The sequence below is a fragment of the Enterococcus sp. AZ197 genome, from assembly GCF_050556405.1.
In the GTDB taxonomy this organism is placed as follows: domain Bacteria; phylum Bacillota; class Bacilli; order Lactobacillales; family Enterococcaceae; genus Enterococcus; species Enterococcus faecalis.
The window spans coordinates 733,991-750,968 of sequence record NZ_CP187873.1 but is presented as its reverse complement, the minus strand read 5'-3'; the positions used below and the strand labels follow the sequence as shown (position 1 = coordinate 750,968).

Genomic DNA, 16,978 nt, shown 5'->3' with positions numbered 1-16,978 from the left:
ATTTGGGAACTTTCATATCGATATAGTTTCATTTTGATTCCTCCTAAATCAAGCCACCGTCAATCAATAATACTCCGCCGTTTTCTTCAAGCTTTTCTAACTGATTGAAAGCTTCTTCTGCGCCAGTCTTGTCACCCTCTTCAGTATGACTTTTAGCAAGCATTTTGAACGCTTCGTATTTATCAATTGTTTTCATATCATCAAAAAATTCTTTTTCGTCTTCTACTTCGCAAACAATATCCTTGTAAAGTTTCAAACATTGTTTTTCATCTTCAGCAGCAATTAATGCATAATAAGGGTCCTTAATTTCGTAAAATTTCATTTGTTTTTCCTCCTGTTCAATCCAATCAGCAAAAGCTCGTAATACTTGCGCTTGTTGCTTGTTATCTAAACTAGTAATTGCTTTTTACTAAATTATTTGTAATTATCCGGTTTTAGTATTATGCTAATAACGAACATTTGAATAATACTAAAAGGACGGGATGATATGAGAAAAATTATTTTTATCTTATATTTCTCTTGTCTGCTTTTCTCTAGTTTTTCTATTACTCAACTTTAGTTCAATCCTATTTTTCTCATTGATTCCTGTTTGCTTATTATTTTGGGTTGGCTTCACTTCTTCCCAAGAAAATAACTTCAAACAAAGAAAAAAATAATTCAATATCTTTGATTTAAATAGGTGCCCTTCAATTATCGAAGGGCTTTTTTCTTTATCTCAGCTAACTTTTTCGCAACACTTTGCCCATTTTTGTTGCATAACGGACAATAAAAACCTTTTTGATGTTTCAAATTATCTTTTTCCCAGACAATCATCTGTCCCTTGCATTTTATACATACCATCGCTTTTACCTCGCTTGCTGTATGTGCCATTTGCAATTTTTGCGTTTTTTTGTTTTCGATTTCGCTTTTTGATCCGTTTTCCTTTTTTACCCACTACTTTTGTTCCTCCAAACTCATAATTTCAATTTCTGTTCGTGCTCGCATGCTATACAGCTTTTGGCAAACCATCACAGCAATTTGACCATCATTTTTATATAAAATACCTTCAGCAGCATCTATGACTGCTTTAAAATAGTTGTCCAAATCAGGCTTTTTATCGCAATATTTCCGCTCTAATTCCACTTCTAAGCGTTTCTGTTTATTGCTTAGAGCTGATTTAGGCGGATGGATGTAAAACGTCACACGTGCGGAAATTGGCCCTTTTTCAATCAACTTTGCTCTTGATTTACGAAGATAATTCTTTACTTGATTTTTGTATTCTTTCATCGCTCGATCTTCGTACGTTTGAACATAATTTCCACGTCTTGCGAATCTTGGACGACTTTGTGGCTTAGGTTCAATCGGTAGAATAATTCGCATCTCTTCCACCTCGAACCTTACAAATCGGCTTCTTTGACGAATAGTCCGTTTACCATTTTCCCTTGGCGATTTTTGATTTCGCTATATGCTTGATTTAAGCATTCGTGTAAGTCCATGTTATTTTGCATAGCGAGAATAATTAACGTAACAACTACATCCCCAATACCATCTCTTAGGTCGTTTTCGTTGTTTCTTGCCAATGCAGCGCCAACTTCTCCGACTTCCTCAATCACTTTTAGCATTTGCTTTTCAGGTTCTGCTTTATCTAAACGCTTTTCTTTCGCCCATTCTTCCACTAATTTAACTAATTCATTCATCTAAAATTCCTCCCCGAAATCTAATTCACGTTTTAGCTTGCTGTGAATCGATTCTAGCTCTTTTTTGTATTCTTTGACTGTTTGTATTGTTTTACCACTAGAAAGCACATAATCGCGTTCTATTGCGACGAGAGCCTTACTTAAATTGCCATAATAACCAATCAAAGCGAGAGACTCTTTTTCTGTACCGTCTTTATCAGTCAAAATGGTTAACTCTCCGTGTTCATTTCGTCTCGCTTTATTTACGATTACTTGCCTATCATCGCTAGTAATTCGATAATCAAGTACTCTCATTTCAATCATGATTTACTCTCCTCCCAACAATTCTTGCATTTGTCTTTCAAATTCAGCTTGCTCTTCTGGTGATAGCTTTTCTTCTTCACCGTTCGCTTGATTCATCCATTCAGGCACCTTTTCTTGCCGAACAGATTTATTTTGATATTGCTTATTTTGTGTTTTTTTATCTGCTCGTTCTCTCTCGTTATTTAGATAATCAGCATATGTTTTTACACCATTTGCTCGCCAATTTTTCAAAATACCAGCAAAATAGCTATATCTTCGTTCATTATTTCTAGCACAGATATTAACAGCCTCTTTCAATAACTCGAGGTCTCCGTCAAAATCAGCAAGATCATATTGTAAATCAGTGATATTAACAGGAGTAGCAGGACTTACATTCTGTGAATAATAGCGGATTAACTCCGTTAGTTTTTCTTCACCTAACGGCTCTTCAAAGAATGCTTTCTCAACCGACGTTTCAGGTGACGACGGATTGATGCTACTTTCTGTTTCTTTTTTGTTTACTTTACTTTTATTTACTTTACTTTCCTTTACTTTACTTTGTGTATTAATGTCAGCATTAACTGTTTCACTTTGAGAGTTACTGTTGACATTAACTATATATTTAGTTGGTTTTGGTGTTTTCCGTCTTTTTGTCGCTTCGAAAAATGTCGCTTGGATATTCTCACTCGTAAGCACCTTGACCGAGTCAAACAGTTCTTTATCAAAAAATCCCCATAAGACTAAGCGGTTCACTATTTGATTGAGCATTTCCTTACTTACTCCAGGCAGGCGTTTTAAAAGAGTTGCTTGCGATAAATCATCCCACAAAATGAAATATCCTTTTTTGTATATCGCACAAAGCAGTTTGATTACCGCAAGTTCTCCTTTAATACCAAATTCCCCAGCAATAGCTTCTATTTTTTCGTCTTCAAAAATTCCAACATCAAGAGGAAAATAATCCAAACCTTCTTTTGTAGGTCTTGCCATTACATCTCCTTCTTTACTCTAATGGTGGATTTTTAGTATCAAATAAATCTGTTTGATTCAATGAATCTGAATCAGCTTCATTAATTACTTCTGCTGTTTTCATCGTAGTATTTTCTTCTACTTCCGTTTCAGAAATAATATTTCCATCTTCTTTCATTTGTTGAACTTTTTCATCTGAAGTTGTCGCTTCTTGCATTTCGATGGACAAAATTCCCCATTTTGATAACATATTTCTCAATACTGTTTTACGAGCCATCGCATTATAATCTGTAGCCCAGACACCGCTCAATTTTGTTTTTTCTTTGTCTTTGCTATTTGCGATTCGATGAGCTTCAATTTCTTGTTTGGTCCAATAAACAGTTTTCTTGAATCCATTTAATAGTTCAAAATATCCAACATATCCGATTACATCGTCTGATTGTCTACCGTTTGGATCAAATTCAAATTTTTCCGTTAACCTGTTCCAACTCAGTAACTCTCCTTCGTAGACTTCAATAACATTTAATGCTTTATATTTACCTGACCGTTGAGCCAATTGAATATACCCTTTATATCCTAAAATAAATTGGGCTTTCCTCTCCCATTTGCCAGTCTGCTTATTTTTAGTATTAAATGGTACGAGATAGGCATAACCTAGATTTTTATCTAATCCTAAATTTAATGTAGCAGCTGTTAAAGCCCCGCTTAAGATAGACATTGGCTCGCTTTCTGCCAAGTAGCTATCATTAGAAACTAAGGTCATGACATTTGACATAAAAGCATTAGCATTTTCATGAAGAACTTCCTCAAATTTCCGCTTCATAGTAGGAGTATTCATTAATCCTTTTAAACCTAATTGATTCGCAGGAACTTGTTTTTGATTTTGTTGTGATAATTGATTTTTTAAGGTTTCGTTTGTTGCCATTATTATTTTTCCTCCTTCAATTTCAAACCACAAATGGAACAATACTTCCAATTTTTATCTCTTACTTTACTTTTGCATCTTGGGCATACTTTACACATTTACTCAATCTCCTTTTCTATTAATCTTCGTGGCGTAGTAACCATATATATTTCTTCATCTTCTGCAATTTGAGGATATTTTTCAGCAAACTTTTTACTGTTCAATCTTTTAGTAGGTATTTCCTTCCACTCAACAATATGTTTTTTGGTAATACCAATGCTTGCATTTCTTTTTCCCAATTCGCTTTTTATTTCATTTTCAATTTTTCTAATAGCTACATCCAACTCTTTTTTGGTTTTCTTCATTTCATTTTTTTGATCTATCAATTCGTCAAACGAAGCAGGTAAAGTAGTTTGCGTTTCTTCTATGTCGCTATACTTATCCTTTAAAAAGTCAGCTGTTGCCTTACTTCCGTCAATAATAGGTTCAACTCCTTTGATTACGTTATTTTCCCAAAAGTCAACTAATTGCTCGGTCAGTACATCGATTAATTCCTGATCACGTTCTACTCGTTTCCAAATAAATTTCTGACCACCAATTAAAACTGCAATATAACAATAGTCTTTATTCAAAACATTCATATAATGCTGAACTTGGCAAAGATAACTCAATGGCACTTCGTCTCCTGCCCATTCTTTCGCTAAAAATTGATTTGCAGTTTTGCATTCTAGAATGGCATTTTCTCTAACCACTTCTCTATCAATATTTGCTCTTAAAAAAGGATGGAGCGAATGTTCGAAGACTTGATTTCTACGACGAACTTTTTTTCCTGTTCTTTCTTGGAACTCTTTCGCAACAACTTCTTCTAAAACATTCCCCCAATAGGCTGGCTCGCTTTCTGTATCTTTCAGCTCAACTTGACCTGTTTTCTCTAGCCATAATTGATAAGCTGATTTATATTGATTCAAGCCTAAGATTGTTGCAACGTCTGATCCTCCAATTCCTTTACGCCTATCCTCAAGCCATTCTTGGTGGCTCATGGATAAAGTAGATTGAATCATCTTTCGTCTTCCTCCTCATCGTATTCCCACATTGGCTCTAATACTTCTTTTTCTTCGGGTGGCTCTTGTCTTGCCCCTAGCGAATCAAATTCAGGCATTACAATCCCTCCCAAAATAGTTTTATTTTTTCATCTTCCAATTCGATATAATCGACACCTTGCATTTGTAATTGATCTAAAAATGGTTTTGTAGCTCCTTTACTGCTTACCACACAACTTGTATTGCCATAAGATGCAGATGTCCGAACAGATTGAATAATGTTATTCTGTGCGTTTGCTAACATTAATTCGTAAATGTCGTTACCTAAACCTCTTACTTCAATCATTACAACTCACCTCGTAAAAAATCTTTTAACAATGTATCTAGTTTTTCCTCATTGTTTTGTTTAGTTGAAGATGATTCTGCACCAATAAATGCTTCTTTTATTTGTTTACATTGCGGACAATCACAATCATGAGCAAGTGCTTCCTCTTTAAATTTTTCAAATAATTCACTAAATGCAATTGCTTGTTCAGGCAAAGAACCTGCAAGTAAAACACTGGATGCTTCCATCATTTCTGAATCAACAGTTGACAAAACAATCGCAACTTTTCCTTTCCGACATTCTTTAACAAGTTCCATTAATAAATTTTGAATTTTGTCGTTCATTTTGGTATACTCTCCTTAGTTAGTCATTTTTTGAATTTTTTGTTCAATATTTGCCCTTAATCGTCTGCAAACGATTGGGGCTCTTTTTTTACTACGCTTAATCTCTCTGGATAAACACCTTCGTCAAATGAAACATATGGATATTCTTCAAGCAATTTTCTAAAGACTTCCGCTTGTGTTTCTCCAGTAACGTATGTTTCTCTACTAGCTTCACCTACAGCTACATACATTTTTTACCGCCTCCTTTTTTAGAGTATTGATACTTGGCCTCGTCCCAATCAAAAAACCAACGGATAAAGATTGGTACAATGAATATGGTCGCTACTACCAATGAAAATTGGCTTCTCAATAACACTCCTAGTACAATCATCACTAAAAATGCTCCTATCAGTCGAGCTTCACGTATCGCTTTCATGGTTAACCTCCTATAATTTTTTTGATATAATTTATTTGAAAGTAAAGTGATTAATTATCAAACTTAATCGCCAAATAGATAGCTATAATTACTAAAATCCCTAAAACTATAAATCCTTTCCAAAATTCTGGATTGATTAAAAAATTAAACATTAGCTTCTATCCTTTCATTGTTCTTGATAAAAATTTTTTTAAAGTGAGGTGTCAATGTGTTTTTTGTGATTAAACGAGCTTCTGATAAAAAATACTATTTTTTGATTAAAACCGAAGAAAATGAAATAATCGCATCAAGCAAAACTTACTACTACAAATCTTCTGTTTTAGAAATCATTGAATCAATTAAGAATGATATGAATTCAAAAGCAATCATTGTTGATACTACTTTTAACTGAGGATAAGTTAGGCTTATCCTTTTATTTTTATTTACTGATCTAGCTCACTTCTTTAAACATATCTCCGTTTCCATTAGCCATATCAATTCTTGCTTGTAATTCCAAGTCAGGCTTCCATTTAGGAATTAGAGTTAATGCTTCTTCATATCGAACTTTTGGAATATCTACATAAGAGGCTACATCGAATAATGCTTTCAATTGTTTATAGCAATTACTAAATGCTGATTGCTTAATACTTGAATCCTTATAAGCCGATGTTTTTTTGCCACCTAATACTTTGATAACAGTTGATGAAACTAGGCCTTGTATCTTTCGTTGTTGGCTTCTATTAATTGTTGTTTCTGTTTCTAGCTTATCTAAACGTTGATTTACAAGAGTCAATCCACGTTCATGTTTTAACGCAGCTTCTAATAACAATTCTGTGTTATTAATCGGTAAGTTTGATTGAGTTTTGAGCAGTTCCTCCATTCGGTTAAAAGCTTCAATGTATTTCAGTTTGAACTTAAGAGCTTTTTGACCAGTGAATCCCATTGCTAGTAACGTGAATCCGTCACGGTTCATAATGATTTGTCTATATTTTTGTTTGTTTTGTGGATGAATATAGCTATCTTCGTAAAATAGGTCTGCGTAATTTTCCGCAACCCCCTCTTTTAAATCATCAATCGCTGCTAAAACATCACGATGATTTTTATTAAACGTTTCTGCGACTTGTAAACTAGTTGTTACTGCTTGTTGGTTTTTCGTAATTACTAGATTTTCCATCTTCTTTTCCTCCTTTAAATTTCAAAAGTTTCTTTTAGAAATCTTTGTAATTCAGATCGTTCAATCCGAATATCCTGATTACTCCATTGTTGAATTTTTAAACCTTTTGAAATCCAATTATTCAATTTTTCATCGCCCATCTCTAAAATCTTTCTTACTTGTGATTTGTTAGGATATGGCGGTAATTCAATGGTTTTAGTCAATAAATTCAAACGATTTTCAATTTCTTTTAATACTATGAAAGTAATGTTATTTGCTAATTCGTTTTGAACCATTTCATCAGGAATGTTTAGCTGCATAAGTTACATCTCCTAAGCTAGTTGATTTGTTACTTTTCTATTTCTAAATTAATACCCAAAATCTCTTCAATTTGTTTTAATCTTTCAATCGGTTTACGATGTTCATTTAAAATATCTTGTAGATAAGCCATTGAAATTTTCATTCGACGTGCCAATTCTCGTTGGCTCCATTTCTTTTCAATAAGGGCAATTTGTACTTGTTGTTTTAAAGTCATTAGTAGCCACCTCCCCCTACTACTCAATTGATAATATTCAATTATTTTTATCAAATATATTGACAGATAATTGACAATAGTACATAATGTAAGCATAAGAAATACAGCACACAAAAAGTGAGCTTTACTTATGTCTGGGGAGACAATTCAGTTTTTGTTTCGCTTTTTGTATGCCATAAATTACTTGCTTACAAAACATAGTATAATTGACTATTATCAATTTGTCAATGAGTTATTTGCATAATTGTCAATCCCTTTGTTTTAAAGCCGAAAGGTCTGATATCATGCTATTAGATAGAGTTAAGTTATTGGCAAACGAGAAAAAAATGACCGTTGCCGAGTTAGAAAGAAAATTAAATTTTGCACAGGGAAGTATAAGTAAGTGGTCAAAACAATCTCCTTCTAGCGAAAGATTGCAAAAAGTAGCTGATTTTTTTGATGTCAGCGCAGATTATCTTTTAGGTCGTACAGATAAACGCCGATATTACGATTTAACTGAAAAAGATGAAAAAGACATCCAAAGAGAATTAGAATTGATTATCGAAAATATGAAAAATTCTGAAGCAATTGCTTTCTCTAAAGATACAGAAGAACTTTCTCCCGAAGCACGTGCTGCAATTCTTTCTTCTATTGAAGAATCTTTACGTATCGGAAAAGCTCTTGCCAAGAAGAAGTTCACTCCTAAAAAATATCGTGGTAATCAACAGTAACAAATAGGAAGAATTGTCATATGCTTTTATCAGAAGTGCCGTATGAAATTGAGAAACTAAAAAAACAATATGGGACTAATGATCCATTCAAAATAGCTGAAAAGAGAGGTATTACTATTCTATATGGCTATTTTGGTGAGGAAGTATATGGTTTTTACACCAAAAATCATCGATGTAAATTTATCCATTTAAATGCAGAATTACCTTATCAAAAAATGCTTTTTGTTTGTGGTCATGAACTGTCTCATGCTATTTTCCATCCAAATGATAATACGGCACGAATGACTGCAGACAGTTTTTCTTCTACTTCTAAAATAGAAGCTCAAGCAAATTGCGGAGCAACACACCTTTTAATAGATGGTTCACATTTAAACGAATTATGCTATCCTACTAAGTTGGATATTTTAAATTACTATGGATTACCATTAGAAATGGAAATATATTTATAAATAATAAAAATCAGTTTTGTAGATGATTTTTATATAAATATTTTTAAGAAATGAGGAATTATTAAATGAAAAAAGTTTCTTTAGTATTTTTATCATTATTACTTCTTACTGCATGTTCTGGAAACAAAGAAGAGGAAAAAAATTCTAGTAGCTCATCTACTAAAATAAGTTCTGTAAAAAAAGAAGCAACTATAAAAGAAAAACATACTAGTAGCTCGAATATTAATAATACCAATATTACAAAATTTCAGGAGTACCTTCAAACAAATCCACAAGATTTTGAAAGCTTTGTGGATCAGTATTATTCAATTACTCCAACTACAGACCAATCGAAAGTATTTTCAGAATTAATTAAAGGAAAATCTTTTACATTCACAGGTACCGTAATTGAACCTATGGGTAAAAGAGTTGCCGTTATTGCCAATAATAAATTTTCTAATGAAACATGGACTAATTCAATTTCTTCTAGTCCTTTAGCTTCTTATGTAATATTTGTAAAAGACCTAAATAATACAAAAGATTTTAAAACTGGTGATAAGGTAAAATTCACTGGAATAATGAGTTCTGCTGGTGCAAATCTTAATTCTGTTCATGCCCAATGGGATATGACTAACGGAACAATGGAAAAAATATAAAGACTAGCCTCCGGGCTTTTCTTAAAAAACAAAAAACGAACACACGTTCTCGAAAAGAGGTTTTATAAATGGCAATGATAAAACAATATCAAAAGAAAAATGGTGAAAAAGCATGGTACTTCAAAACATATCTTGGTACCGATCCGCTAACTGGAAAAAAGAAGTATACAACTAAGAGAGGATTTCGCACTCAAAAAGAGGCTAAAATTGCATTAGCAAGGTTAGAAATGGAAATTCAAAAAAATGGCATTCCCTCTTCCACTAATATAACATTCCAAGAAGTAGCATTTATGTGGCTGGAAAATTATAAAAATACCGTAAAAGAAAGTAGCTACTCTCGAACAGAAATAATCTTCAGAAAACACATACTACCTTCATTTGGAAAAATTGAAATATCAAAAATTTCAACTGCTTATTGTCAGAAAATCGTGAATACATGGCATTCAAAAGGTAGTTCAAAACAATATCCCCTTTTTATAAATTATATGAATCAAGTCTTCAAATTCGCTATTAACATAGGGGTTACCAATCAAAACCCAGTGATTAATGTAATAGTTCCTAAAAATCAAGATATTATTACATCAGAAAAGAAAATTAAATTCTATACAAAAGATCAACTTCAAATATTTTTAAAAAGTATTGAACAAAGCGAAAGTACCTACATTACAATAAGAGATTATACATTATTCAGATTATTAGCTTTTAGTGGATGTAGGATAGGGGAGTTGTTAGCTCTTACTTGGGACGATTTAAACATTAAAACTGGTGAACTACAAATCAACAAAACAATTGCTAAATCTGACCATTATTATGTATCAAATACTCCAAAAACAAAAAAATCAAACAGAACACTAATATTAGATGCAAAAACAATAACTATCTTAAAAAAATGGAAATTAGAGCAAAAAAAATATCTTCTTAAACTTGGTTATACACAACCTTCACGTATTTTCACCAATGAAGAAAATGAATTTACAATAAATCAAGCTATTACAGATAGATACAATATTTATCGTAAAAAGGCTAACTTACCCAACATTGGGCTTCACGGATTTAGACACACGCATGCATCTTTATTATACTATGCTGGTGCAGATCATAAAGAAGTTCAGGAACGATTAGGACATGCAAACATAAAAACAACTTTAGATACTTATACACATCTAACAAATGATGGAAAAGAAAAAACTACCGAAAAACTATCAAAATACATCGGCTTTTAACTAGTATGGTCAAAAGTATGGTCAAATATTTTTCAAACCAACAAAAAAAGCCCAAACCTTTGATAAACAAAGGCTTGAGCTATTACACTAGTTAGCTACTGGATAAACTGATACTTGTTTTTTGTCGCGGCCTTTACGTTCGAAACGTACCACACCATCAACTTTTGCAAATAACGTATCGTCGCCACCGATTCCAACGTTCACACCTGGATAAATTTTAGTTCCGCGTTGACGGTATAAAATTGAACCACCTGTAACTGTTTGGCCATCAGCACTTTTAGCGCCTAATCGTTTAGATTCAGAGTCACGGCCGTTTGATGTAGAACCGCCACCTTTTTTATGGGCAAATAATTGTAAATTCATAGTCAATAACATAGTCTGCACCTCCTATTTCTCAGTGATTGTTTTTATTTGAATAAATTCAGTATTTTCGTTCTCTATTGATTGTAAACCTAATAAAAGATTTTCTAATAGAATTTGGGCAATATTTTTTTGTTCCTGATTGACAGTTGTTAACATCTCGACATAAAGGTAGCCACCTTCTACATCGTCAACTTCGACAATCGGTTCAAAACCTGCTAAGGCATCAATCCCATTGACTGTGCTAATTGCTAAGGCAGAAACTGCCGCGCAAACCACATCGCTGCCATAAGGACCTGCTTCAGCATGCCCGGTTAATTCGAATGAAACGATTCGGCCGGAGCCTGTTCGTTTAAAAGAACCTTTAATCATTGATAGGCCTTCTTTCCTGTCAACAAGAGAGATTAAGCGTTGATTGCTTCGATCATAACTTTTGTATACGGTTGACGGTGACCTTGTTTACGGTGAGAGTGTTTTTTAGGTTTGTATTGGAAAGTCACGACTTTCTTTTGTTTGCCGTGTTTTTCAACAGTTCCTTCAACAGTTGCGCCTGCAACAGTTGGCGCACCAACTTTTGTAGATTCGCCACCTACTAAGATAACTTCGTCAAAAACAACTTTCTCGCCAGCCTCAACGTTTAATTTTTCAACGTAGATTGCTTGACCTACTTCAACTTTCACTTGTTTACCACCAGTTTTGATAATTGCGTACATGCTATACAGCACCTCCTTCTTCTAGACTTAGACTCGCCATCCCAAGTGATGATTACTCATGCTTAAAAACTTGTTCTGTGCGGTTGTAGCTGTGGAGACCACAATTACAACACTAACTATAATAACAGAACCAGAAAACCTCGTCAATATAAACTCTCTATTTTCTTCACTTTCTCTCTCCAAAAAAACTTCTTCTGTTATTTAAATTTCCGATTGACTTTCTAACACTACTTCCATTATAATTAGCTTTGTTGTGTTACAACTATTGTCATAGTAGCTCAGCAGGATAGAGCATCCGCCTTCTAAGCGGACGGTCGGGGGTTCGAATCCCTCCTGTGACGTAACGATAACAAAAGCGCCTCTTAGAAACCAAGGTTTCTAAGAGGCGCTTTTGTTATCCCAAGTTCATCCTAACCTAGTTTAACTTTCTACCAACTTGAAGTACCTCCACCTCCGCCAAAACTCCCACCTCCGAAACTGTCACCGGAGCCATCATCAGAAGAACCCTCGTTGCTTGTAACCCCCCAATCATGACGATTCGCATACATACTGGTCTTTTTTAGTTGCCTGTCAGAACGTGAACTTGCTAGAAATTTAGCAATAGACACATTTCCATAAGCAAAACGCATATCATAGTATTCAGGATACGTAGTCTTAATAAATCTTATCGGATAGAAGGATTTTGAAGCTTTTTTGTTGGTAATCTTTTTTTCTCTAATTTTTTTCCGCAATAATTTTTTTTCAATTTTATATTGCTGGTTGTCTAAATCGTTTGCTAATTGTTTTAATGATTTTGATTTTTCTGAACTTACTTGCTGGATATCTTTTAAAAACTTACGGATCATAGAATCCAGGTGCAATCTATTTTGTAAGCCAACACCTATTGATTTTATATAACCAAATAAGAAAAAGACCGGAATCAAAAAATAGACCAGACTAACCATGGGTACTAAAGAGTCTTCGTCTTCTAAAAATGTCAGAATCTCTGTGATTAGTGTGAAAACTGTCGAAGGAAACGACTGCTCTGATAAACTAACTTGAACATAAATAATCAGAGTCACCGATACCAAAAAAGGATGTTTTAATAAAATCGAAAGAGGAAACAAAATAATTTTTAGATAAGCAGGTATTAAGTTATCATTAATTCCACTAATCCGACACGCAGGCAATTTCGTTTCTGGAACTTTTTCCCAATACACTTCACCTATCCAAAAACGCGGTAAATAGATCCATGGTTGATTCACCTTCCAAAAACAAGCACACATAGAAGAGCTTCTTAAATCTTTCCACTGTGCAACATAATTATAAATAAATTTCTTTGGTGTCACCTCGCCAAATGCAAAATCCATATCATAGTATGCGGGAATTATTATCTCTTTTTTCGAATTTTCAGGATATAAAATATTTTTCTCCAAACGCGCCTTGGCAGCTTTAAATTCAACCGATTGTTCTCCTAAAACAATTGCCTTAGAGGAAATACCGCCATTATAAAACATAGCTACATCTTCCTTATAGCGATTTGCCATGTCAACTAGAGCCAAGCGGGCACTAAGTTCTTTCCCCGCATTACGTAATTCCCATAAAAAATACAACATAACAATAATAAAAACTATAATTAGCCAAGGCTTTAACGACCTTCCTATTCCTAATAAATATAACCAAATTTTCTGCAAAAAACTAACCTTAGGTAGCGAGGTCGTTTTAGACATAGTATCAGTAGTAAGTAGTTCCTTAATTCGAGTGGTGACAATATGTATTCCTGCATTAAAATCCTTTAATTTATAAAAATCTTTCACGGTACTATCTGTTATTTCATCGGTTAAACTATCTGGGATTATCTCTTCAAGCCCATAGCCTACTTCAAGTCTTGCTTGCCTGTCTTTCACAGATACTAAGTAAATCACTCCATTATTATAAAGTTTATTTCCGATACCTAATTTATTACCTATTTGATTAGTAAAACTTTCAATCGTTTCATTTTCAGGAACTTGCTCAACTGTGATAACCATTAGTTGTGGTTTCGTTTCCGTCTTACTAAGTTCTTGATTAATTTTTTGTACATTATTAATGACTTCTTCGTTCAAAATTTTTGCATTATCTGAAACAAAAAGATGATTTTGATTAATTTTTACTACGACATCGTCTGTTGGAGCTGAATAAGTCCTTTCAAATCGTTTTAAGAAACTCATTCCCAAATAGATCCCTATTAAAAGAACAGCTAGATAAACTAAATTCTTCATTACAATACTTTTTACTTTTATTTTTCGATACTCCCCCACGCTCATTTGTAATTCTATCCCTACTTTATTTTTCCCATACACTGATTTTTTCTCCCTTCCACTCCTACCGAATGTTCTAGCTCTGATTTTCCACAGAGCTAAATAAATTTTTTTGTATTAAAAATTTATTTTCTTAATAGTTAGTATACCGAATATAGACGTTCAAATCTCTATCTTTTTAACTAATTTCTGTTAGCACGCATAAAAAAGAACGTAACGCTTAGTTGACAAACGTTACGTTCTTTTCAGATAACTAGTTAAACAAACACAAGAATATTGATTTTTACAGCTCGTTTTCTAAAATCTCAATCCGCTCATCAAAACTCAACTCTTGATAGATTTGGTGGAGCATCCACATGTACCCATACGGATCAATAAACAATGAATTTTTGAGCGCTCCTTCCATCATTTCAGTAATAGGCTGTACTTCTTGACAACCGTTTTCCATTGCCAGTTGATGTGTCTCTTCAATATTTTCTACTGTTATATTAAACCAGATAGTATTGGGATGTTCTTGGGTTGGTGATTTTAAACCATATTCTTCATTGGCATCTAACATGTGAAACCTCGTGCCATAAAGTTGAAAAACCGCTTCATTCATTCCGACAGGGTACTCAGTTGCTTCTACTACCTCTATTTCAAACACCTTTTTATATAAGGCAAGCGCCTTAAGGCTATCACTAACAATAAAATCGATTTCTGTCCCTTTAATCATTTGTTTTTCCTCCTTCAAAGCTACTAACTGTTGATTAATTTTTTTAATCTTTTGCTCCTCCATTTGAATTAAATGTCGCGATTGATCTCGTTTTCTTAACAAAATAGTTTCCAAAAAAGAAGCATCCTTAAGTTTTCTCAAAGTTTCTGCCATCTCTTCAACTTTAAACCCTGAATCTCTTAACAGTAAAATTTGTTTCAATAAAGGAATTTGATGTGCGCTATAATAGCGATATCCTGTTTTTTTATCAATTTCATTTGGAACAAAAATTCCTGCTTTTTCATAATGACGCAGCATCCGTGGGGAAATATCCATTAACTTGGCAAATTGCCCAATTTGATACATAGAGTCTCCTTTTCATTCAATTGATATTCTTATCATAAACCTTGACACCATGTGAAAGTCAATGAAAAAGTTTCTATTCATACATTTCTATTTTATTTGAATATTCCCGTGATCTTTCTCTTGTTATTTTCTAAAAATCTCCTTTACATTTACCAAAACAGTTGATACGATTAGTATACCTTCTTAAAATTAGAATTTTATAATCTTTAATTTACTAAAAGGTAATCAAAATGAAATTATCTAACCATTAACTTTATTCAGGTCATCAATCTCTTATTTTAAAAAAATAAAATACTCGACAGTTCATTCATTTTTTTTCATATGCGTTGTTATGGAATCTAGTTCCTGTGTTAAACTCTGATGGTTATAAAGTTTTAAACACGTTATTCAGTGTAGATGAATTAGAAAATAAAAGAAAAAATCACTTGATTGTAAAGCTAATACAAGCAATTAGTTTGTTATTGGTCATTGAAACAGTCATTAGTTGGTTTGTGTGAGGTGACTAAGTTGTTAGAACTAAATGATTACACATTGAAAATAAATAATAAATTACTTTTAGAACATACAAAAGTTTCATTTAGAAAAGGGGTGATTAATCATATCTTAGGGAAAAACGGTGTAGGGAAATCACAATTTGCTAAGGATTTATTGTTAAACCGAAGTGGTTTAATCCCTTCTGAAATAAGTAAAAATGTTACGATTATTTCAAGCTTTTCTAATGTCCCTAACGATTTAAAAGTCTGCGAATTATTTATTCTTCTAGAGAAAAGATTTGGTTTAGATTCAGTCGCACACTTGGCTCATTCTTTGCACGCTACAAATATTTCTAAAACTTCCTTAATTGGACAATTAAGTGATGGACAAAAACAAAAACTAAAATTACTTTCTTTTTTTCTGGAAGATAAATCAATTATTGTATTAGATGAAATTACCAACGCCTTAGATAAACAGACAATTAATGAAATCTATCTATTTCTACTTGCATATATAAAAAATCATCCTAAAAAAATTATTCTAAACATCACACACAATTTATCAGATTTAAAAAATTTAAAAGGCAACTATTACTTAATTGAAGATTTCAAAATGATTCGTTTTACTAATCAAACTGAAGTTATTCAGAAGTATATTGAGGGGTGAAATTTTGGAATTAAAAAAAACGATTTCCAACAAAATAATGATTATTTTAATTGCAATTATCGTTGCAATCTTTGCAATGGGATGGATTCTACCTATTGGCATCGATAAAGTAACTAGGTTAAGTTACCGAGAATACTTATTTAGTACATATACTGTATTTACACAATTTGGCTTTCTAATGTTTTCGTTTCTAGTCTCTTTCTTTATTAATAAAGAGTACTCAGGAAAAACAATTTTATTTTATCGTATGATGAATACCAATAGCCTTACTTTTTATATAAAAAAAGTTTTGACACTTACGGTAGAGACCCTAGGCAGTATTCTAGTTCTGTTATTTATCGTTTCCTTTATTTTTATGGATTTTTCTGTAATTCTGCAAATGTTTTTTTATTATCGATGATTTCAATTCAGTATATTTTAATTGTTGCGTTGATCAGTTTTTTATCTGCTAACGTTCTTTTATCTATCGGTTTTAGCATACTCTATTGGATTACAACAGTACTTTTTGTTGCAATTGGTGGATTTTTACGTTTTTTTGCAATATTTGATGCTTCAAACGAATTATATCTAAACGTCCAGAATTTTTTAGAAGGCTCAGAAAACTCAATTAGTTTTGACCACAATTTATTGATTATCTTGTATATTATAGTTCTAACAGTCATCGCGCTGGCTATTGCAAGGGTAAATAATAAACGTTGGCTAAGACTAGGAGTATAAACGACACCCACTTCGCAGATAGGATTCATCTACTTATTCGAGACAATAGATTAAATCAAATACAACTAGTTGA

General features: G+C 32.9%; 26 protein-coding genes, 1 tRNA gene, 2 pseudogenes and 1 other annotated feature. Of the genes and pseudogenes, 8 read left to right on the top strand and 21 right to left on the bottom strand.

The features are described from left to right. Window positions 1-43: 43 nt before the first annotated feature. From IGK82_RS03650 to IGK82_RS03595, 12 genes are all read right to left on the bottom strand, one after another. Window positions 44-322, bottom strand: coding sequence for a hypothetical protein (locus IGK82_RS03650; RefSeq protein ID WP_349518636.1), 279 nt, complete (start codon window positions 320-322; stop codon window positions 44-46). 468 nt (window positions 323-790) lie between these two features. After that, the gene (locus IGK82_RS03645) at window positions 791-934 is read right to left on the bottom strand and encodes a hypothetical protein (RefSeq protein WP_165442587.1); all 144 of its coding nucleotides are present in this window, start codon (window positions 932-934) and stop codon (window positions 791-793) included. Continuing rightward, complete coding sequence (locus IGK82_RS03640) at window positions 934-1,368, bottom strand: RusA family crossover junction endodeoxyribonuclease (RefSeq protein WP_349518638.1); 435 nt, start codon at window positions 1,366-1,368, stop codon at window positions 934-936. Before IGK82_RS03640 ends, IGK82_RS03645 begins: the two co-directional genes overlap by 1 nt. Window positions 1,369-1,376: 8 nt before the next feature. After that, window positions 1,377-1,676: a MazG-like family protein gene (locus tag IGK82_RS03635; protein ID WP_130760212.1), complete on the bottom strand. Its 300-nt coding sequence runs from the start codon at window positions 1,674-1,676 to the stop codon at window positions 1,377-1,379. Next, window positions 1,677-1,979 (bottom strand): hypothetical protein, encoded by a 303-nt coding sequence (locus IGK82_RS03630; protein WP_002389299.1) that lies wholly within the window; start codon window positions 1,977-1,979, stop codon window positions 1,677-1,679. Between the two features lie 3 nt (window positions 1,980-1,982). Further along, on the bottom strand, window positions 1,983-2,945 hold the full coding sequence (locus tag IGK82_RS03625; RefSeq protein ID WP_349518641.1) for a Lin1244/Lin1753 domain-containing protein: 963 nt from the start codon (window positions 2,943-2,945) through the stop codon (window positions 1,983-1,985). A 13-nt stretch (window positions 2,946-2,958) separates the two neighbouring features. After that, window positions 2,959-3,849: a recombinase RecT gene (locus IGK82_RS03620; RefSeq protein ID WP_349518643.1), complete on the bottom strand. Its 891-nt coding sequence runs from the start codon at window positions 3,847-3,849 to the stop codon at window positions 2,959-2,961. A 98-nt stretch (window positions 3,850-3,947) separates the two neighbouring features. After that, window positions 3,948-4,889 (bottom strand): YqaJ viral recombinase family protein, encoded by a 942-nt coding sequence (locus IGK82_RS03615; RefSeq protein WP_010708317.1) that lies wholly within the window; start codon window positions 4,887-4,889, stop codon window positions 3,948-3,950. Window positions 4,890-4,986: 97 nt separating this feature from the next. After that, a complete protein-coding gene (locus IGK82_RS03610) occupies window positions 4,987-5,214 on the bottom strand; it encodes a hypothetical protein (RefSeq protein WP_002364220.1) in 228 nt (75 codons plus the stop codon). Continuing rightward, window positions 5,214-5,537 carry a hypothetical protein gene (locus IGK82_RS03605; protein WP_010717861.1) on the bottom strand — a complete coding sequence of 108 codons (324 nt, stop codon included), beginning with the start codon at window positions 5,535-5,537 and terminating at the stop codon, window positions 5,214-5,216. The genes IGK82_RS03610 and IGK82_RS03605 overlap by 1 nt, the downstream gene beginning before the upstream one ends. A gap of 56 nt (window positions 5,538-5,593) precedes the next feature. Then, window positions 5,594-5,767: a hypothetical protein gene (locus tag IGK82_RS03600; protein WP_164548484.1), complete on the bottom strand. Its 174-nt coding sequence runs from the start codon at window positions 5,765-5,767 to the stop codon at window positions 5,594-5,596. Beyond that, window positions 5,758-5,952: a hypothetical protein gene (locus IGK82_RS03595; protein ID WP_349518646.1), complete on the bottom strand. Its 195-nt coding sequence runs from the start codon at window positions 5,950-5,952 to the stop codon at window positions 5,758-5,760. Before IGK82_RS03595 ends, IGK82_RS03600 begins: the two co-directional genes overlap by 10 nt. A 208-nt stretch (window positions 5,953-6,160) precedes the next feature. Between IGK82_RS03595 and IGK82_RS03590 the strand changes: the two genes are divergently transcribed. Continuing rightward, the gene (locus IGK82_RS03590) at window positions 6,161-6,343 is read left to right on the top strand and encodes a YegP family protein (protein ID WP_126265698.1); all 183 of its coding nucleotides are present in this window, start codon (window positions 6,161-6,163) and stop codon (window positions 6,341-6,343) included. 39 nt (window positions 6,344-6,382) lie between these two features. Here the strand turns inward: IGK82_RS03590 and IGK82_RS03585 are convergent, their stop codons facing one another. The 3 genes from IGK82_RS03585 to IGK82_RS03575 are packed head-to-tail and all read right to left on the bottom strand — an operon-like array spanning window position 6,383 to window position 7,619. Beyond that, entirely contained in the window at window positions 6,383-7,105 is a 723-nt protein-coding gene (locus IGK82_RS03585) for a Rha family transcriptional regulator (RefSeq protein ID WP_349518648.1), read from the bottom strand. A gap of 14 nt (window positions 7,106-7,119) precedes the next feature. Then, window positions 7,120-7,404 (bottom strand): hypothetical protein, encoded by a 285-nt coding sequence (locus IGK82_RS03580; protein WP_430605147.1) that lies wholly within the window; start codon window positions 7,402-7,404, stop codon window positions 7,120-7,122. A 29-nt stretch (window positions 7,405-7,433) separates the two neighbouring features. Further along, window positions 7,434-7,619, bottom strand: a complete 186-nt coding sequence (locus IGK82_RS03575; RefSeq protein WP_016619056.1) for a helix-turn-helix domain-containing protein — start codon at window positions 7,617-7,619, stop codon at window positions 7,434-7,436. Between the two features lie 284 nt (window positions 7,620-7,903). On the opposite strand from IGK82_RS03575, the gene IGK82_RS03570 reads away from it, so the two are divergent. The 4 genes from IGK82_RS03570 to IGK82_RS03555 all read left to right on the top strand — a co-directional run bounded on the left by IGK82_RS03570 (window position 7,904) and on the right by IGK82_RS03555 (window position 10,636). Next, the gene (locus tag IGK82_RS03570; RefSeq protein WP_016619057.1) at window positions 7,904-8,329 is read left to right on the top strand and encodes a helix-turn-helix domain-containing protein; all 426 of its coding nucleotides are present in this window, start codon (window positions 7,904-7,906) and stop codon (window positions 8,327-8,329) included. Window positions 8,330-8,349: 20 nt separating this feature from the next. After that, a complete protein-coding gene (locus IGK82_RS03565; RefSeq protein ID WP_016619058.1) occupies window positions 8,350-8,778 on the top strand; it encodes an ImmA/IrrE family metallo-endopeptidase in 429 nt (142 codons plus the stop codon). Between the two features lie 65 nt (window positions 8,779-8,843). After that, entirely contained in the window at window positions 8,844-9,413 is a 570-nt protein-coding gene (locus tag IGK82_RS03560; protein WP_349518651.1) for a DUF3221 domain-containing protein, read from the top strand. Window positions 9,414-9,481: 68 nt separating this feature from the next. Beyond that, a complete protein-coding gene (locus IGK82_RS03555) occupies window positions 9,482-10,636 on the top strand; it encodes a site-specific integrase (RefSeq protein ID WP_010784379.1) in 1,155 nt (384 codons plus the stop codon). Between the two features lie 87 nt (window positions 10,637-10,723). Here the strand turns inward: IGK82_RS03555 and rpmA are convergent, their stop codons facing one another. From rpmA to rplU, 3 genes are read right to left on the bottom strand one after another with little or no spacing between them, the layout of a single operon-like run. Then, complete coding sequence (gene rpmA / locus IGK82_RS03550; protein ID WP_002355868.1) at window positions 10,724-11,011, bottom strand: 50S ribosomal protein L27; 288 nt, start codon at window positions 11,009-11,011, stop codon at window positions 10,724-10,726. A 12-nt stretch (window positions 11,012-11,023) separates the two neighbouring features. After that, a complete protein-coding gene (locus IGK82_RS03545; RefSeq protein ID WP_002355867.1) occupies window positions 11,024-11,368 on the bottom strand; it encodes a ribosomal-processing cysteine protease Prp in 345 nt (114 codons plus the stop codon). Window positions 11,369-11,400: 32 nt separating this feature from the next. Then, complete coding sequence (rplU, locus tag IGK82_RS03540) at window positions 11,401-11,709, bottom strand: 50S ribosomal protein L21 (protein WP_002355866.1); 309 nt, start codon at window positions 11,707-11,709, stop codon at window positions 11,401-11,403. A 19-nt stretch (window positions 11,710-11,728) separates the two neighbouring features. After that, window positions 11,729-11,804, bottom strand: a sequence feature (ribosomal protein L21 leader region). A 172-nt stretch (window positions 11,805-11,976) separates the two neighbouring features. Here rplU and IGK82_RS03535 point away from each other — a divergent pair. Then, window positions 11,977-12,050, top strand: a tRNA-Arg gene (locus IGK82_RS03535). Window positions 12,051-12,137: 87 nt separating this feature from the next. Here the strand turns inward: IGK82_RS03535 and IGK82_RS03530 are convergent. The 3 genes and pseudogenes from IGK82_RS03530 to IGK82_RS03520 all read right to left on the bottom strand — a co-directional run. Beyond that, window positions 12,138-14,030, bottom strand: a complete 1,893-nt coding sequence (locus IGK82_RS03530; RefSeq protein ID WP_016622775.1) for a TPM domain-containing protein — start codon at window positions 14,028-14,030, stop codon at window positions 12,138-12,140. Window positions 14,031-14,271: 241 nt separating this feature from the next. Next, on the bottom strand, window positions 14,272-14,703 hold the full coding sequence (locus tag IGK82_RS03525; protein ID WP_002368197.1) for a VOC family protein: 432 nt from the start codon (window positions 14,701-14,703) through the stop codon (window positions 14,272-14,274). A 144-nt stretch (window positions 14,704-14,847) separates the two neighbouring features. Continuing rightward, window positions 14,848-15,048: pseudogene (locus IGK82_RS03520) on the bottom strand (MerR family transcriptional regulator); the annotation flags it as partial. 498 nt (window positions 15,049-15,546) lie between these two features. On the opposite strand from IGK82_RS03520, the gene IGK82_RS03515 reads away from it, so the two are divergent. Together IGK82_RS03515 and IGK82_RS03510 are read left to right on the top strand one after the other, a co-directional pair. Beyond that, on the top strand, window positions 15,547-16,188 hold the full coding sequence (locus IGK82_RS03515; RefSeq protein WP_002385078.1) for an ATP-binding cassette domain-containing protein: 642 nt from the start codon (window positions 15,547-15,549) through the stop codon (window positions 16,186-16,188). Window positions 16,189-16,225: 37 nt separating this feature from the next. Next, window positions 16,226-16,905: pseudogene (locus tag IGK82_RS03510) on the top strand (peptide ABC transporter permease). Window positions 16,906-16,978 lie beyond the last annotated feature (73 nt).

What these genes read in the sequence shown, in the direction of transcription:
- IGK82_RS03570 (WP_016619057.1), top strand. Translation starts at nt 7,904, where the DNA reads ATGCTATTAGATAGAGTTAAGTTATTGGCAAACGAGAAAAAAATGACC.
- IGK82_RS03545 (WP_002355867.1), bottom strand. Translation starts at nt 11,368, where the DNA reads ATGATTAAAGGTTCTTTTAAACGAACAGGCTCCGGCCGAATCGTTTCA.
- IGK82_RS03555 (WP_010784379.1), top strand. Translation starts at nt 9,482, where the DNA reads ATGGCAATGATAAAACAATATCAAAAGAAAAATGGTGAAAAAGCATGG.
- IGK82_RS03595 (WP_349518646.1), bottom strand. Translation starts at nt 5,952, where the DNA reads ATGAAAGCGATACGTGAAGCTCGACTGATAGGAGCATTTTTAGTGATG.
- IGK82_RS03650 (WP_349518636.1), bottom strand. Translation starts at nt 322, where the DNA reads ATGAAATTTTACGAAATTAAGGACCCTTATTATGCATTAATTGCTGCT.
- IGK82_RS03525 (WP_002368197.1), bottom strand. Translation starts at nt 14,703, where the DNA reads ATGATTAAAGGGACAGAAATCGATTTTATTGTTAGTGATAGCCTTAAG.
- IGK82_RS03605 (WP_010717861.1), bottom strand. Translation starts at nt 5,537, where the DNA reads ATGAACGACAAAATTCAAAATTTATTAATGGAACTTGTTAAAGAATGT.
- IGK82_RS03615 (WP_010708317.1), bottom strand. Translation starts at nt 4,889, where the DNA reads ATGATTCAATCTACTTTATCCATGAGCCACCAAGAATGGCTTGAGGAT.
- IGK82_RS03630 (WP_002389299.1), bottom strand. Translation starts at nt 1,979, where the DNA reads ATGATTGAAATGAGAGTACTTGATTATCGAATTACTAGCGATGATAGG.
- IGK82_RS03580 (WP_430605147.1), bottom strand. Translation starts at nt 7,404, where the DNA reads ATGCAGCTAAACATTCCTGATGAAATGGTTCAAAACGAATTAGCAAAT.
- IGK82_RS03565 (WP_016619058.1), top strand. Translation starts at nt 8,350, where the DNA reads ATGCTTTTATCAGAAGTGCCGTATGAAATTGAGAAACTAAAAAAACAA.
- IGK82_RS03600 (WP_164548484.1), bottom strand. Translation starts at nt 5,767, where the DNA reads ATGTATGTAGCTGTAGGTGAAGCTAGTAGAGAAACATACGTTACTGGA.
- IGK82_RS03620 (WP_349518643.1), bottom strand. Translation starts at nt 3,849, where the DNA reads ATGGCAACAAACGAAACCTTAAAAAATCAATTATCACAACAAAATCAA.
- IGK82_RS03625 (WP_349518641.1), bottom strand. Translation starts at nt 2,945, where the DNA reads ATGGCAAGACCTACAAAAGAAGGTTTGGATTATTTTCCTCTTGATGTT.
- IGK82_RS03575 (WP_016619056.1), bottom strand. Translation starts at nt 7,619, where the DNA reads ATGACTTTAAAACAACAAGTACAAATTGCCCTTATTGAAAAGAAATGG.
- IGK82_RS03585 (WP_349518648.1), bottom strand. Translation starts at nt 7,105, where the DNA reads ATGGAAAATCTAGTAATTACGAAAAACCAACAAGCAGTAACAACTAGT.
- IGK82_RS03560 (WP_349518651.1), top strand. Translation starts at nt 8,844, where the DNA reads ATGAAAAAAGTTTCTTTAGTATTTTTATCATTATTACTTCTTACTGCA.
- rpmA (WP_002355868.1), bottom strand. Translation starts at nt 11,011, where the DNA reads ATGTTATTGACTATGAATTTACAATTATTTGCCCATAAAAAAGGTGGC.
- IGK82_RS03610 (WP_002364220.1), bottom strand. Translation starts at nt 5,214, where the DNA reads ATGATTGAAGTAAGAGGTTTAGGTAACGACATTTACGAATTAATGTTA.
- rplU (WP_002355866.1), bottom strand. Translation starts at nt 11,709, where the DNA reads ATGTACGCAATTATCAAAACTGGTGGTAAACAAGTGAAAGTTGAAGTA.
- IGK82_RS03635 (WP_130760212.1), bottom strand. Translation starts at nt 1,676, where the DNA reads ATGAATGAATTAGTTAAATTAGTGGAAGAATGGGCGAAAGAAAAGCGT.